The organism is Pseudorhodoferax soli, from assembly GCF_003337555.1.
In the GTDB taxonomy this organism is placed as follows: Bacteria; Pseudomonadota; Gammaproteobacteria; order Burkholderiales; family Burkholderiaceae_C; genus Pseudorhodoferax; species Pseudorhodoferax soli.
Genome location: NZ_QPJK01000010.1, coordinates 263,807 through 277,767, shown reverse-complemented (window position 1 = coordinate 277,767; position 13,961 = coordinate 263,807). Strand labels below are relative to the sequence as shown.

Below are 13,961 nucleotides of genomic sequence, written 5' to 3'. Positions count from 1 at the left end.
CAAAACGTTGGACTGGAGGACTCCCACGGAGGCGCTGAACGACTACCTAAAATCCGCCGCGTAACCCGGTGTTGCGTCGACCGGTTGAATCCACCCTGCCATCCTTGGTCCGAATGCAGGATCGGTTTCTCGCCCGAATCGAGCCGCTTGAATGCCTTGGTGAGCATGTTCTTGATCATGATCGGGAGCGGACGTTCTGCAATCTCATACGACACGATCTCCCGGTTGTAGAGGTCCATCACCGGCGACAGGTACAGCTTCTGGTTGTTGACCTTGAACTCGGTCACGTCGGTCACCCACTTCTGGTTGGGCTCATCAGCCGTGAAGTCGCGCTCCAAGCGGTCTGGGGCCTTCTCGGAAGCAGCGCCGTCGTAGGCCTTGTAGCGTTTGGGGCGGACCAGCGACTTGAGCTGCATCTCCACCATCAGCTTCTGGACTGTCTTGTGGTTGACGACGAGTCCTTGCTGGCGCAGTTCGGCAGTGACCCGTCGATAGCCATACCGACCCTTGTGGCGGTCGAAGATCTCGCGGATCTTCGCCTTCAGGTCGCAGTGCCTGTCACCTGTGCCGAGGGCCTTCAGCTGGTAGTAGAAGCTGCTGCGCGCCAGTTCGGCGGCGCGCAGCAGATCGCCGAGAGGGAAGTGCGGCCTCAACTCGAGCACGATCAACGTCCTTTCACGGGCGCCGAGCGTGACTTGGTTCGAGCTAAGGCCTGCACTTTTTTTAGGTAAGCGTTCTCCGCGCGCAGTTGCTGGAGATCGCGCAGCAACTCCTCGCGGCCGCGTTGGTCGTTCGTCACCGCATCGCGGTCATCGCGCCTGCTCGGCGGCTTACTCATCCTCTTCTGTTCCCACTTCCAGCCAGGCTGCAACGCCGCCGCCCCATGAGCGACGTACAGCCGGCTCCACTCCGCCACCATGTCGAGTCGCCGGATGTTGAAGAGGGCCGCAACCTGCCTGCACGACAGACTCTCATCCTGCATTCGGCGCAGAACCTCGAGCTTGAAGTCGAGATCGTAGATGGTGCGCCTCTTCGCCACCAGGCCAGCTTTCCCGTTGGCCTCGTACGCGGCGATCCACGCCCTCAGCGAATCAACGCCGACGTCGTGCGCGCTGGCGGTGGCACGCAAGCCGCCGGCGCCCTTCCTGTAGGCCAAGACGGCCGCAAGCTTCTGCTTCTCTGTGTACCTGGTCACTTCGAACCCTCGAGTTCGTCCAGGTTTCGGGGGTCAGATCATTTGTTCGTGGACACAAGCATCCAGGGTCGGCTACGGCAATTCAATGTGGGTTGGCCGGACGGTTACTTTGGTGATGCCTCCGAGCCTGGCCTTGCCCCCGGTGGAGTTCTGGCTGGGCACCAGGCCGAGCCAGGCGCCGAACTGGCGCGCGTTGGTGAACTGGCCGAACTCGCCCACGCTCGCGACCAGCGCCGACGCCGTGGTCGGGCCGATGCCCAGCAGGGCCGCGGCCTTGGTGGCCCGCGCATCCGCGCGCACATGGGTGGCGATGCGCTCGTCGCACCAGGCGATCTGCAGATCGATGTCGATCCAGTGCAGATGGGCACGCTGCAGCGCCAGCCGCGCCACGCCGGGGATCTCGTTGCCGGCGTCCTCGATCACGCTGGCCAGCACCAGGCGCAAGGCATCCGGCCCCTGCGCGAACACCAGCCCGAACTCGGCCAGCAGGCCGCGGATGCGGTTGATCAGCGCCGTGCGCTCTTCCTTGAAACCCTCGCGCAGCCGGTGCACGGCCAGTTGGCCCTGCTGCTCGGCCGTCTTGACCGGCACGAAGCGCATGTGCGGGCGGCCCGCGGCCTCGCAGATGGCGGCGGCATCGTTGGCGTCGTTCTTGCCACTCTTGCCGGCCATGCGGTAGGGCGTGACGAGGTGGCCGGCGATCAGCCGCGCGTCCAGGCCCAGCAGGCGCAGGCGGCGGGCCACGTGATGGGCGCCACCGCAGGTTTCCATCGCCACGACACAACCCTGCGGCAACCCGGCGCACCAGGCGAAGAACCGATCCGGTGCCATCGCCTTGGCCAGCACGCAGCGCCCCTGGGCATCGACCGCATGCACTTGGTAAACCCGCTTGGACAGATCGACCCCTACCCGCGCCACCGGCGCCCGTGTAATCTCCGTCTTGGACTTCCCCTTTTCCGTTTCAGATTGAACTTCCGCAAGTCGATCTTGGTGCCTGGACACCGTGGTGGGATTGGGGAAGTCCCTTCGTATTCGCTTTGGGGCACAGGCGCGTCGGCGGTCCGGCGCGCGCTGTGCACATCAGTAGCCCCTCTCAACGCTGCGCCCCGAGATCAGCGACAGACGGCTGGAGCGGTTGCGATGCTGTCCTGATCCGTGGAAGGTAGACAAGGTCGAGCTGAACACGGCGAAGCTGCCTATCGATTTCGAGATGATCAACACTACTGGGCGAATGGCCTGCCCGGCTGCGGCCTGAGGTGTGCGGCGCGCAGGGCCAGGTGGTGCACGAGCGGGTACGACGGTCCTGGCGCCATCCAGACTTGTTCCTGGACAGGGCCTGGCTGCACGCATCGATCTCACGCGTGGGCTGCACGGCGTGTGGTAAGACCGGTCAGTTGACCGTGCCATGGGCACGCGAGGGCAGCGGCTTCACGACGCTGTTCGGGGCGCTGGTCATGTCGCTGTGCGAGGAGTTGGACCCGGCGCAGCCGGCTGGACGCCTTCAAGCGCCTGGTGTATTGGCTGAGCGGGCATTGCGAGACCGTAGTGCACGGCATGTTCGAGCACCGCAGCAACGCCTTCGTGGAAGCCATGAACGGCTTCCGATAGTTGGCAGAGCGCGCTGCCCGGAGATTCAGAAACGCAGTGACCTTCATCGGCATCGCCTACCTGCGCATTGTCCAGCTCACGGACCTGAACACTTCACCATTCGCTCCCGCCAACCCGCGCAACACCCGCCGTGTGGTTCGGCGGGTGCTGGACCAAGCGCCAAGGAAAACGACGTAGAGCCCCTGGCAACACCAAGGCTGACGATCGTTGCGAACGCTAGCTGTCGACTGGTCACAGAGAACGACTGAGCATCCGCGCATAGTCACTCGCATCGGCGAGACGCGGATTTGTCTTGTGCGAATGGTCCTGCAGCGCGCCTTCGACAATGCGTGGGAAGCTGGCTTCGCTGACGCCCATGTTGCGCAAGCTTGTGGCCAGACCAAGACGACGGTTCATCGCGGCGATGGCGTCGCCGACGGAGGCCGGGTCGGCCAGGTCCATCGCGTGCGCCAAGCGGGCGAGCTTGTTTTCGTTCCTCACCGTGGTCGCCGACTCGTTGAACTCGATGACAGCGGGCAGGAAAACGGCATTCAGCATGCCGTGGTGCAGGGTCGGATCGAGGCCGCCGAGCGAATGGCTGAGGCTGTGCACGCACCCGAGGCCTTTCTGGAACGCCATGGCGCCCTGCATCGATGCGGACATCATTTGCAGGCGTGCTTCGCGGTCGTGCGGCTCGCGTGTGGCGCGCTCGATATGCGCCCATGCGCGCCACAGTCCGTCCAGCGCGATGCCGTCCGCAGGCGGGTTGAAGGCCGGGGACATGAAGGTCTCGATGCAGTGGGCGATCGCGTCCATGCCGGTTGCAGCGGTCAGTCTGGCCGGCAAGTCGAGCGTCAGTTCCGGATCGCAGATCGCCACCTTTGGCACCAGATGCGCCGAGATCACGCCCACCTTTCGGCCGTCGTCGAGGATCAGCACCGCGCCGCGGCCCACTTCGCTGCCGGTGCCAGCCGTGGTCGGAATCGCGATCACCGGTGCAGTTGCGGCGGTGATTCTGGCGAGTCCACCTTCGATCAACGCAAAGTTCTTCAGCGGCCCTTCATGCGTACCGCACACCGCAACGCCCTTAGCCAGATCGATCGAAGAGCCACCACCCACCGCGATCACGCCATCGCAGCGCTGCGCGTGAAAGAGTGCGACGGCGGCGCGAACCGCCGCTTCGTTCGGATTGGAAGGCGTTTGCTCGAAGACCGCGACGGCACTGGCATCGGCCAGGTGTGCGAGCACGCGATCGAGCAGGCCAACTGCGCGAACGCCGGCGTCGGTGACGACCAGCGGGCGCTGGATGCCAATGCGCTCGCACTCCTGCGCCAATGTGGCAATCGCACCGAAGCCGAATTGCACCGACGTGATGTAGTTGATCGGAAAAACCATGTGGAAGCCTCTGTTGAAAGGGGAATGGGAACCTACCGACCCAGCACGTAGGTGGGCAGCCAAGTGATGATCTGTGGCGCAGCAGCGCAGATCAGCAAGCCGAGTCCCTGCAGCGCGATGAAGGGCGGCGTCGACTTGTAGATGTCCTTCATCGTGATGCCCTTGGGCGCCACCGACTTCAGGTAGAACAGGTTGTAGCCAAACGGCGGCGTGAGGTAGGACATCTCCAGATTGATGATCAGCATGCCGCCATACCAGAGGGGATCGAATCCAAGTGCTACCACAATGGGCAGGAAGATCGGCGTGGTCAGGAAGATGATTCCGATCGGGTCCATCACCATCCCAAGCAGGAACAGGATGACCATCATGATCGTCATCACCACCCAGGGCGAGAGGTCCATGCCGAGGAGCATGCTGCGCACCAGCTTGTCGCCTCCGATGCCGGCGTAGACCGATACGAAGACAAGCGAGGCAATGGCAATCCAGATCACCATCGAAGTTGACTTCAGGGTTTCGCGGGCTGCGTCTGCGATATCGGCCCAGCGTAGACTGCGGCGCGCGAAGCCGATGACCATGCTGCCGATGGCGCCGACGGCGGCTGCTTCCGTGGGGCCCGCGATGCCGGTGAACATGGCCCCCAGCACAGCCAGGACCAGCAGGCCGACGGGTACGATCCCCAGCAGGCTTGTGATACGCGCGCGACCGGTGACGAGCGCTCGCTCCTCGGCGGGCATCGCGGGGCCTGCTGCCGGGTTGATCCAGCACTTGATCAGCACGTAGGCGATGAAAAGCGATGCAAGCAACAGGCCGGGCATCAGGCCTGAAAGGAAGACCTGGCCGACCGAGAGATTGGCCAGGCCGCTGTAGACGATACCCAGTACCGAGGGTGGGATCAGTTGCCCGAGCGCTCCGCCCGCGAGGATGGTGCCCATCGACATGTGCTTGTCGTAGCCGCGCGCCAGCATTGCCGGCAGCGCGAGCGAACCCATGGCCAGCACGCCCACCGCACTTACGCCGCTCATGGCCGCAATGATGGTGCAAGCCAGAACGGTGCCGACCGCAAGGCCGCCGCGCAGCGGGCCGAACAGCACATGGATGGCGTGGTAAAGGTCGTTGGCCACGCCCGCCTTGTTGAGGATGCCGGCCATGAACATGAAGAACGGGATCGAGACCAGCGTGTAGTTGAAGGTGGCGCTCTTCACATGGCCCGCTAGCAGGTGCAGCGCCATCGGCCCCCATTCGAAATAGCCCACCACCACCGCCACGCTGCCGAGCGCGAAGGCCAGTGGAACGCCCAGGAAGATCAGCGCGAACAGCGATCCGAACAGGACGACCGTGAGGAGTTCAACACCCATTGATTGATACCTACCCTGTAGAAAACAAAAGTCAGCCGGGGACGTCGCCGTCAGGCTGGGCCCGGTGTGCCGGATCGACGTAGGCGCGCAAGATCAGCGATACCGCCTGCAGCACCATGAGCGCGGCGGCCACCGGCGCGGCAGTGAGCACGGGGAAGATGTAGGGCGCCCACGGACTCTCCGCGCGCTCGCGGCTCGTGATGGCGTCGAGCGCCTGCTCGCCGGTGAACCACAACAGCACGGCGAGATAGAAAATCGTGACCACCAGACCAACCACTTCGGCCCGACGGCGCGCGCGCGGCGTCAGGCCGAGCAGCATCAGGTCGACCCGCACGTGCCCGCCGTGCAGCAGCGTGTATCCGCCCCCGAGCAGGAAGTAGAAGCCGAACAGGATCTGCACGGATTCGTTGACCCAGACCGTCGGGCTGTCGAAGGCATACCGTGCTACCACCTCGATCATCGTGATCAGCAGGCTGGGCAGGATCAGCAGAGCCGCCAGTCGTCCCGCCCCTTCGTTGAGGCGATCAATCGCGTCGCATAGTTGCCGCATGGGAGAGTCTGGCAACGTCAGTTCGCGCGGTAGCCGAGCTTCCCAAGGAACTTCAGCTGGGAGTCCAGCTTCTCGGCGTAGTCCTTGGATTCGACGGCGTACTTGTCCTTCATGACAGCCAGGCGCGCGTTCTCCATCTTGCGCATCTCGCTATCGGGCCATTTGACGAGCGTGACACCGCTCTTCTCGAGCTTGACCATCAGCTCTTTCTCTTCGGCCACCGCCGAGGCGTTGTAGTCCATGCTGGCGACTTTCAGGGCCTCTTCGATCTTGGGCTTCAGATCGGCGGGTACCTTGTTCCACGCGGCCTGGCTCACGACCCAGTCGGATGTCCCCCCGCCTGAGTACGACGGCACCGAGACGAACTTCGCCACCTCTTGCAAGCCGAGGCCGTAGTTCACAGGCATCGTCGTGAACTCGACGGCATCGACCACACCGCGCTGCAGTGCGGTGTACACCTCCTCGCCGGGCAACGCGACGACGGAAGCGCCGAGCCTTGCGAAGCCATCGGCGGCCAGACCCGCCGCGCGCACCTTGACGCCCTTCAGATCGTCGACACCCTTGATCGGCTTCTTCGACCAGATCTGCTCGCCGAGCAGCGGCGAGACACCGAGGAAGTGCATGTTGTGGCGCGCCACGATCTTGCGCATCAACTCCGCGCCGCCGCCCTCGTAGAACCAGTTGTAGCCCTGAAGCGGATTGACTTCGGCCGGCCACTCGTTCACCGCCTTGAGTGCGGGCTCCTTGCCACTGAAATAGACAAGATAGGTGTGGCCAACATCGAGCGTGCCCTTGCTCACCGCATCGACGACATTCGCGCTGCTCATCAGCATGCCGGCGGGAAAGGTCTTGACTTCGACACGACCGTTGGTGCGTTGGTTGACTTCTTTGGCGAAACGCTCGACGAGATTCCTGTATTCGGTCGTTCCGGCACCGGCGACGCTCTGCAGGCGCCAGGTGATGTCGGCGGCCTGCGCGCTGAAATGTGGCGTCGCGAAGGACGCAGCGGCGAGACAGGATGAGACGAGAGCGCGAACGTTGTTGAACGGATTCATAGGTATCTCATGTGTTCCAGGTTGGATGGCAGGGCGGGGAGAAAGCGCGGGATTCAGGCTGCGACGCCGAGTTGCTCGAGGCGCGCCATCGCTTCCACCAGATCGCCATGCGTGAGCCGGCGTTCGAAGTTGCGAATGTGCGGGGCATCGAGAGTGAGCGCGGCAATCGTCGACAGCTGCTGCGTCGCGGGTTTGGCAAGGCCGAGTTCGTGCAGACTCGTGGGCAGGCCCACGGCGCGATAGAAGGCGAACTGTTCTGCCAGGAAGGCGTTGGAGCGCTGCTCGAGTACGAACTGAACGAGCAGCGCATAGGCCACCTGGCGGCCGTGCAGGGCGCCTGCCGTTTCGGGCACCGCCGTCAGGCCGCGCGTCATCGAATGTGCCACCGACAAACCAGTGCCCTCGAAGCCGATGCCCGCCAGCAGGATGCAAGCCTCGACCAGGTGTTCAAACGATGTGTCGGGCCGCCCGGCGCGCGCTGCAGCCAGACCCGCCACGGCATGCTGGCGAACGACTTCATCGCAGGTCTGCGCCAGCTTCGCCGCAAGCAGCGTCGCCTGGCCGCCGAACAGGTTGAGGCCGCCCGCGCCGATGGATTGCGCTGCTTCGTAGCGTTTGACGATCGCGTCACCGATGCCCGAGACGAGCAGATCGACCGGCGCTGCGGCAAGGATGGTGGTGTCGACCACGACGGCATCCGGGTTGCGGGATAGCTTCTCGACGCTGAGCAACCGATGGTGATCGTCGTAGAGCAGGAAGACGCGGCTGGTGGGGCCGTCGTTCGAGGGCGCTGTCGGCAAGGTGATGAGCCGCGTGCCGAGGGCGCATGCCACGGCCTTGCCCGCGTCCACACCCTTGCCGCCACCTGCGGCGATCACCACGTCCGGCTGCCACGCCCGCTGGGCGCTGGCCATGCGTTCCACACTGGCCGGCGTGAGGTCGCCAGTGAACGAGACGGACGAGAACGCGAGCCCGCTGGCTTCGATGCTCTGCCGCACGCGCGGCGCGAACAGGCGCTCGACCACGGCGTCCGAGACGAGCAGCACGTTTCGTCCGAGTCCCGCAGCGATGTCGCCGAGCCGCATGGACGCGTTCGGCCCTTGGACATACAGTGCTGGCGCGCCGAGGATGCGAAGGATGTCGCCCATCGCTCAGGCGGCGACCGGGACGGTCACACCGGCCATCTCGCACGAGTTGGCGGGTTCCGAGACAGTGGCGCGCTGCATGTCGCGCTTCCAGCGCAGGTCGTCGAATTCCGTGCCCCGGTGCATGGTGCAGCGGTTGTCCCAGATCAGCAGATCGTGCTGGCGCCAGCGGTGGGTGTAGACAAACTGCCGCTGGGTGGCGTGTGCCGTGAGCATCTCCAGAAGCTCGGCGGCCTCGGCGTCGGGCAGGCCAAACACGCGGCCGGCATGCGATGCCAGGTAGAGCGACCTTCGGTCGTTCTCGGGAATCGTGCGCACCAGGACCTGAGGTACTGGCGGCAGCGCGGCGTGCTCCTCGTCCGAGAACGCAGTGAATCCCAGTTTGGCGCGCGAAGTGAAGATCGAGTGCTCCACGATCAGCTTGTCGATGCGGTTCTTCATCGCCGCCGGCAGTGCGTCGTAAGCGGCGCGCATGTCGGCGAACTCGGTGTGGCCTCCGATGGGCGCCACCGTGCGACCGTAGAGCAGTGAAGCCTTGGCGGGGACTTTGCGGAACGTGCTGTCGGTGTGCCACAGCCTGTTGCCCAGTTGGAACATGCGCTGACGACTGGTCTCTCCCCAGACCTGGTTGTTGGCGTCCAGGTTGGACACGTCGGCGATGTCCTCGCGTATGCGCAATGCCTCGTCGGTGCGGTGCTTCTGGATGGTGGTTTCCAGCGGGCCGAAGATGGTCGCGAAGTCGACGTGTTGCTGCTGCGTCATCGTCTGTTGCGGAAAGATCAGTACCGCGTACTTCCAGAACGCCTGCTTGATGGCCTCGCGGTCTTCTAGCGACAGTGGCCGCGACAGGTCAACGTCGCCGATTTCGGCCGCGAAGTCGGATGCAATGGGGTAGATGCTCAGTGCCATGGTCCTTGTGCTCTCTTCGAGTTTGCAACGTATTGCTGCGTGGAACTTAATTGGAACATGGCTGGCATGCCAGTACGATATAGGGCTAACCCTAGATCGCTGGACGACTTCGTACGCGTCAATCGTTCCGGCTTCTGAAGACGTTCGACAGACTGAGCGGGACGAGCCATGAACGAATGCATCACGTTGATGAGATGGCCTCCAATTCGATGGCGCGCATAACTTGCCAGCGAGGCGCGGCTAGCTGCATGCTGGGGAAGACCGCTCGGAAAGACGCAGCTCGGTGCGGACCGGCGGTCGCATCGCTTGCGCAACTCTTAAATCCTTTCCCCTGCCCAGCCTGTAGTTGAACGAGGTGTCCGGAAACTGTTGCTTGGTTGGTTAGCGAAGGGCTGCCGGCAGCGGAAACTGAGGCATCGACTGCTCTACCGACCAGACCCACGCTGATCCAGTGTCCGCTTGCACAAGGTGTTCCTTGGCAACGCGATCCGGCGCCGGCATGAAGGCACTCAGCAGGTGCAGCGCGACAGGGCGAGGTCCAGCATCCAGCAGCAGCGCATTTGCAAACAATGCCGCAGTCGGCGCGTCGTAACGCAACGGCTTGAAGAAGCGGCGCTGCTGAGCCACCAGTGCTTCGACCAACGTCAATTCGGACAGACCTTCAAGCGGGATCCAATCCCGGCTGGTCAGCATCAGACACGCCGTGTCGATCTCAAACCCGAGGGATCGATGTGCTCGCACCAGGGCTGCCACCACCAGGCGCAGCCGACGCCCGCCATCAGCATCGTGTGCTTCCAGCAGCGGCCGATGGACGCGCACCAGACGCTGCCAACCCTGCGGTGCCAGCAACAGCGGCAGGTCGGGCATGTGCCGGATCCACAGCCGACGCGCCAGGTCGCCTGGCTCACAGCATTTGAAGTCGCCCACCATCAATGCCATGGGCGCACAACCGTCCTGCGGGTGCGTGATGGCCAGCTTCTCGCTGCGCCGCACAGCGACCTCGGCCATCCGCCGTTCGTCGAAGCGTTCCGGCACGTACAGGCGATCGGCCAACGGCACGCCCTTGACGGCAATGCCGGCGGCCACCTCCATCAGGTACTTGTGCAGCACGCCTTGGTGCCGCTTGCCCGCCATGGCAGGCGTCCAACGGTTGAAGCCGGCGCGCTCGAACAGGTAGTGCAGCACGGCGCGTAGCGACATACGGGCGCGTGGGTTGGCGACTTCGCCACGCTCGCCCGGCGGGCCTGGCGGCACGGCGCGCCCCTGCAGCCGCACCCACGGGAAATCCACGCGCAGCTCCACCCGGTCCGACCCTGCATCGCGCACCGCGTCGCCGACCAGCGGGCCGAGGCCGGAGCAGGCGCCATCCGGCTCATAAGAGGGGCAAGTCGGATGGTGCTGCGGGCCGCTGTCCGGCAATCGCTTGACACGGTAGCGCTGGTGGCGCGCGACGTACATGTCCAGACCGGCCGGCGTGCACAGGCAGCGCGGCCGGTCGCCGGTCTGGTGTGCACGCGCCAGCGCATGCTGGAATTCAGGGTCGTTCAGCGACCAGGTGCGGCCATACAGCGCGAACTGCTGGGCATCGCCCAGTGCGTCCAGGTCGCAGGGCAGGGCGGTGGTCTCCACGGCGTCAGACCAGGTCGCGCACCAGCTCGTCGAGGCTGGGCAGTCGGCGCGGGAACTGTTCGCGCACGCCACGCAGTTCGCCGATGCCGAACAACAGGCCAATCTGACCTTCGTCGGCTCCTCAGGCGTACAGGCGTGCGGCGACGGTGTGTCGCGCCGTCAGCGCCGTCACCTGCTTCTGCTCGGCGTGGCGGAATAGCGTGCGGTAGTGGTGCCAGATGGCACGGCACTCGAAACGGTGTTGGCCGGGCTCGCCGTAGGGCGTAATCGTGAATCCGGTGCCAGTGGAGGACAGGAACAGACGGCTGTCCGGATCCAGGCCCCGGTAGGCGTCCTGACGGCCCAGACCCTGGCCGCTGGCGACACGCGCGTCCAGGCACACGTCCAGCGCCTCGCGCAGCCGTGCGCTGGCGAACAGCAAAGGCCGCGCCCGGCCTGTGATCGTGACCTCCGGGCGCAGTTCGGAGCTGGTTCGCACCATGCCATCGGCCGCCAGGTAGTCGCGCACCTGCAGCCGCGCGATCTCCAGCGGCCGTGCGGCCGTGGCGAACAGCATGTAGTACAGCGCCACATCCTCCAGCGGATGGCGGCTGCGCGCCCGGATGCGTTGCGCGCCGAGTGCGATCTCGGCATCCGACAGGATGGCGATGGTCCGCGCCGCGCCCTCGTTGGGCGGTGCCAGCGCATCGAGCGCCCCCAGCACCGCATCGCGGTGCAGGCGCAGGCGCCGCACGAAACCGGCATGGCGATCTCCTTGGAAGGGACGATGCGCCCCAGGACATGGTGTCCCAGGTGCGGTCGTAACCGATCAGCGCGTTCCGCGTTCCATGGCAGCCAGGATGGCGGCGCGCGGCAGCGGCAGGAACAGTGCCGGCAGTGCATGGCGCGGCATCGCCGTAGCGGCATGTGCCGAGGTGCCCCCGAGCAGGTAGGGGACGCGGCGCGACGACTGGGACAAAGAGGCAGTGGACATGGGGTTCTCCTTCGCGTGGCAAAAGGGAACGCCCATCCCCGGCGGGGACAAGGTCCCCGGTTGGGAAAGCTCCAGGCAAGCCGGAGCGGCAATTGGCTGGCGCGGGCATCCGCGACGGCAAGGTGAAGGCCTGCATCCGCAGACACAGGCCTTCGCTCGATGCCAGGCAGCGTGGGCTGCCGCAGCATGCGGTCGGCATCGGCACAGGGCCAACGACGTCAACAGGTCATCAGACGATGGCCCACCGGCACAGGGCCGGCGGCTACGAGGCAGGTAACGACTGCGACGCCAGCGAACTGGACTTCAGGGCCGCCGAGACGGCCGATGAAGGCTTGGTGGACGCGATGTCCACGGGAGCATGGTCAGTATGGGGTTTGGGGCGCGCGCTGGGGCAGGGCGCTTTTATTTGCCATGCGAGAGGGTGCGCGGACCGGGGTGGTCTCGGTGAACGAACAGTGCCCTTTCGTTGGGCATTCCGCTGCAGCCCGCGCCCTACAACGATCTCGGGCGATATACCCGCAGTTTTCTCCCAAATGTTGTCCACAGCGGGGAGGGACAAGTGGGCGTGATGAGGGGGCCAGATTCTAGGTTCAGGTTCTCTGGTTGACTGCTCTTGGAAGGGCTGGAGTTCTCACTGGCACACGATTGGCGAATGCACGCCAACGGCCACCAGCGGTCGATCAAATACATCAGCCGAACGGCGGCTTATCTTGGCAGCGGTCGTTGGGGGCGCTCAGCGTCAGACTGGAACGAGCGCAGCCCCCCAACCTCGACGGGCGGTAGTTCACACGGTTTGGATAGATGCCGAGGTTGTATCTGAAGCTCTCAAGACGCGCCCCTGTGTTGACACATCCGCGACATTGGAGAAAGCCTTCGACTTCGCCAGTTCGCGTCTTTGTTGGACGCACAGGCAGAAACTAGTCAGTACCGCCATCCGTTGCTTGAGCTACCTCCACCGTGACGTGCACGAGCTCGTGGATGGGTGCCAGCAACTCCTTGTAGTCGTTGATACCGCGAGGGTTCGCGGAAATGATCGAGACGATGGCGGCCAGGCGTCCAGGCCCGACCTGCCACACGTGGAGGTCGCAAATCGCGTCACCTGTGGTTGCAAGGGCCTCCTCGATCTCTTGACGAACCTCGCCCGCTTCTTGTGGGGCGTCCAGCAACACGCTGCCAGCGTCCTGGATGAGCCCCCAGGACCAACGCGCAATGACCACCGCGCCGACAACACCCATCAATGGGTCAGCCCACAACCAGCCATAGCCGCGCCCGAGAAGCAGTGCAACGATGGCAAGCACGGATGTCAACGCGTCGGCAAGAACGTGGACATAGGCGGCCCTCAGGTTGTTGTCCTGGCCTTGCTCGTGGCCGCCGTGAGTGTACTGATGGCCATGGTCGTGCTGGTGCCCGTGGCCATAGTGATGAGCGTGATCGTCCTTGAGCAGCCACGCAGAAACCAGGTTCACTAGGAGCCCAACGACAGCCACGGCGATGGCCTGCCCGAAGCTGATGGGAATCGGGTTCACGAGCCGAATGAAGCTTTCGTAGCCAATCAGCAGGGCGATGAGTGCCAGGACAACAGCGCTTGCAAACCCCGCGAGGTCGCCCAGCTTGCCTGTGCCGAACGCGAAGCGCGGATTGTTCGAGTTGCGCCGCGCATATCCGTAGGCCAACGCAGTGATGAGCATCGCTCCGGCATGCGTCGACATGTGCCATCCGTCGGCCACCAACGCCATGGAGCCATACACAGTCCCGGCGACGATTTCGACCAGCATCATGCTGGCCGTCAGCGCGATGACCAGCCAGACCCGCCGCTCGTTGCGGTGATGGTCTGCCCCGAGGAACTGGTGGTCGTGGGGGGCTTGCAAACGCACCGCGGGGTTCTCGAAGGCCGTCATTTCAGGTAGGTCCGGATCACGTCGACCATCTCCTGGCCACCGCTTTGGCGTTCCTGTTCGGACTTGGCATGCACCACGTGCTCCTGCAGGTGATCCTCCATCAGCTCGGCCGTCAAACCATTCATGGCCCCGCGTGCAGAAGCAAGCTGACGAAGCACTTCACCGCAGGCCGCACCGGTTTCAAGCGCGCGCTCGATGCCCTCCATCTGGCCCTTGATCCGCCTGACGCGCGCAATGATCTTTCCCTTTTGCAGAACGGTATGCGCCACG

The 13,961-nt window shown here is 64.5% G+C and carries 14 protein-coding genes and 1 pseudogene; 1 reads left to right on the top strand and 14 read right to left on the bottom strand.

Annotated features, from left to right (window positions below; all coding sequences use genetic code 11):
* From DES41_RS30615 to DES41_RS30605, 3 genes and pseudogenes are all read right to left on the bottom strand, one after another.
* A partial coding sequence (locus DES41_RS30615) for an IS3 family transposase (protein WP_245965935.1) occupies positions 1-662 on the bottom strand: 662 nt, incomplete at its 3' end.
* A 2-nt stretch (positions 663-664) separates the two neighbouring features.
* Positions 665-1,195: a helix-turn-helix domain-containing protein gene (locus DES41_RS30610; protein ID WP_114471400.1), complete on the bottom strand. Its 531-nt coding sequence runs from the start codon at positions 1,193-1,195 to the stop codon at positions 665-667.
* A 108-nt stretch (positions 1,196-1,303) separates the two neighbouring features.
* Positions 1,304-2,128: pseudogene (locus DES41_RS30605) on the bottom strand (IS110 family RNA-guided transposase); the annotation flags it as partial.
* A gap of 323 nt (positions 2,129-2,451) precedes the next feature.
* On the opposite strand from DES41_RS30605, the gene DES41_RS39935 reads away from it, so the two are divergent.
* Complete coding sequence (locus DES41_RS39935; protein WP_425466406.1) at positions 2,452-3,051, top strand: transposase family protein; 600 nt, start codon at positions 2,452-2,454, stop codon at positions 3,049-3,051.
* On the opposite strand, the gene DES41_RS30590 is transcribed toward DES41_RS39935, so the two are convergent.
* The 11 genes from DES41_RS30590 to DES41_RS30545 all read right to left on the bottom strand — a co-directional run bounded on the left by DES41_RS30590 (position 3,035) and on the right by DES41_RS30545 (position 13,960).
* Complete coding sequence (locus tag DES41_RS30590; protein ID WP_114471398.1) at positions 3,035-4,177, bottom strand: iron-containing alcohol dehydrogenase; 1,143 nt, start codon at positions 4,175-4,177, stop codon at positions 3,035-3,037. The genes DES41_RS39935 and DES41_RS30590 overlap by 17 nt on opposite strands.
* A gap of 32 nt (positions 4,178-4,209) precedes the next feature.
* Positions 4,210-5,532, bottom strand: coding sequence for a TRAP transporter large permease (locus tag DES41_RS30585; protein ID WP_114471397.1), 1,323 nt, complete (start codon positions 5,530-5,532; stop codon positions 4,210-4,212).
* A gap of 31 nt (positions 5,533-5,563) precedes the next feature.
* On the bottom strand, positions 5,564-6,082 hold the full coding sequence (locus DES41_RS30580) for a TRAP transporter small permease subunit (RefSeq protein WP_114471396.1): 519 nt from the start codon (positions 6,080-6,082) through the stop codon (positions 5,564-5,566).
* A 17-nt stretch (positions 6,083-6,099) separates the two neighbouring features.
* Positions 6,100-7,137 (bottom strand): TRAP transporter substrate-binding protein, encoded by a 1,038-nt coding sequence (locus DES41_RS30575; RefSeq protein ID WP_114471395.1) that lies wholly within the window; start codon positions 7,135-7,137, stop codon positions 6,100-6,102.
* A gap of 53 nt (positions 7,138-7,190) precedes the next feature.
* Positions 7,191-8,285 carry a glycerol dehydrogenase gene (locus tag DES41_RS30570; protein ID WP_114471394.1) on the bottom strand — a complete coding sequence of 365 codons (1,095 nt, stop codon included), beginning with the start codon at positions 8,283-8,285 and terminating at the stop codon, positions 7,191-7,193.
* 3 nt (positions 8,286-8,288) lie between these two features.
* Positions 8,289-9,191: a TauD/TfdA dioxygenase family protein gene (locus DES41_RS30565; protein WP_114471393.1), complete on the bottom strand. Its 903-nt coding sequence runs from the start codon at positions 9,189-9,191 to the stop codon at positions 8,289-8,291.
* Between the two features lie 381 nt (positions 9,192-9,572).
* Entirely contained in the window at positions 9,573-10,892 is a 1,320-nt protein-coding gene (locus DES41_RS30560; protein ID WP_245965931.1) for a DUF1173 family protein, read from the bottom strand.
* A 49-nt stretch (positions 10,893-10,941) separates the two neighbouring features.
* Entirely contained in the window at positions 10,942-11,553 is a 612-nt protein-coding gene (locus tag DES41_RS30555; RefSeq protein WP_245965930.1) for a site-specific integrase, read from the bottom strand.
* A 75-nt stretch (positions 11,554-11,628) separates the two neighbouring features.
* Positions 11,629-11,793, bottom strand: a complete 165-nt coding sequence (locus DES41_RS38535; protein ID WP_170168326.1) for a hypothetical protein — start codon at positions 11,791-11,793, stop codon at positions 11,629-11,631.
* Positions 11,794-12,710: 917 nt separating this feature from the next.
* On the bottom strand, positions 12,711-13,691 hold the full coding sequence (dmeF, locus tag DES41_RS30550; protein WP_114471392.1) for a CDF family Co(II)/Ni(II) efflux transporter DmeF: 981 nt from the start codon (positions 13,689-13,691) through the stop codon (positions 12,711-12,713).
* Positions 13,688-13,960, bottom strand: coding sequence for a metal/formaldehyde-sensitive transcriptional repressor (locus tag DES41_RS30545; protein WP_114471391.1), 273 nt, complete (start codon positions 13,958-13,960; stop codon positions 13,688-13,690). Before DES41_RS30545 ends, dmeF begins: the two co-directional genes overlap by 4 nt.
* Position 13,961: the final 1 nt, after the last annotated feature.

Excerpts from the sequence above, each read along its gene's own strand:
- DES41_RS30590 (WP_114471398.1), bottom strand. The coding sequence starts at position 4,177 with ATGGTTTTTCCGATCAACTACATCACGTCGGTGCAATTCGGCTTCGGT.
- DES41_RS30585 (WP_114471397.1), bottom strand. The coding sequence starts at position 5,532 with ATGGGTGTTGAACTCCTCACGGTCGTCCTGTTCGGATCGCTGTTCGCG.
- DES41_RS30580 (WP_114471396.1), bottom strand. The coding sequence starts at position 6,082 with ATGCGGCAACTATGCGACGCGATTGATCGCCTCAACGAAGGGGCGGGA.
- DES41_RS30575 (WP_114471395.1), bottom strand. The coding sequence starts at position 7,137 with ATGAATCCGTTCAACAACGTTCGCGCTCTCGTCTCATCCTGTCTCGCC.
- DES41_RS30570 (WP_114471394.1), bottom strand. The coding sequence starts at position 8,285 with ATGGGCGACATCCTTCGCATCCTCGGCGCGCCAGCACTGTATGTCCAA.
- DES41_RS30565 (WP_114471393.1), bottom strand. The coding sequence starts at position 9,191 with ATGGCACTGAGCATCTACCCCATTGCATCCGACTTCGCGGCCGAAATC.
- DES41_RS38535 (WP_170168326.1), bottom strand. The coding sequence starts at position 11,793 with ATGTCCACTGCCTCTTTGTCCCAGTCGTCGCGCCGCGTCCCCTACCTG.
- dmeF (WP_114471392.1), bottom strand. The coding sequence starts at position 13,691 with ATGACGGCCTTCGAGAACCCCGCGGTGCGTTTGCAAGCCCCCCACGAC.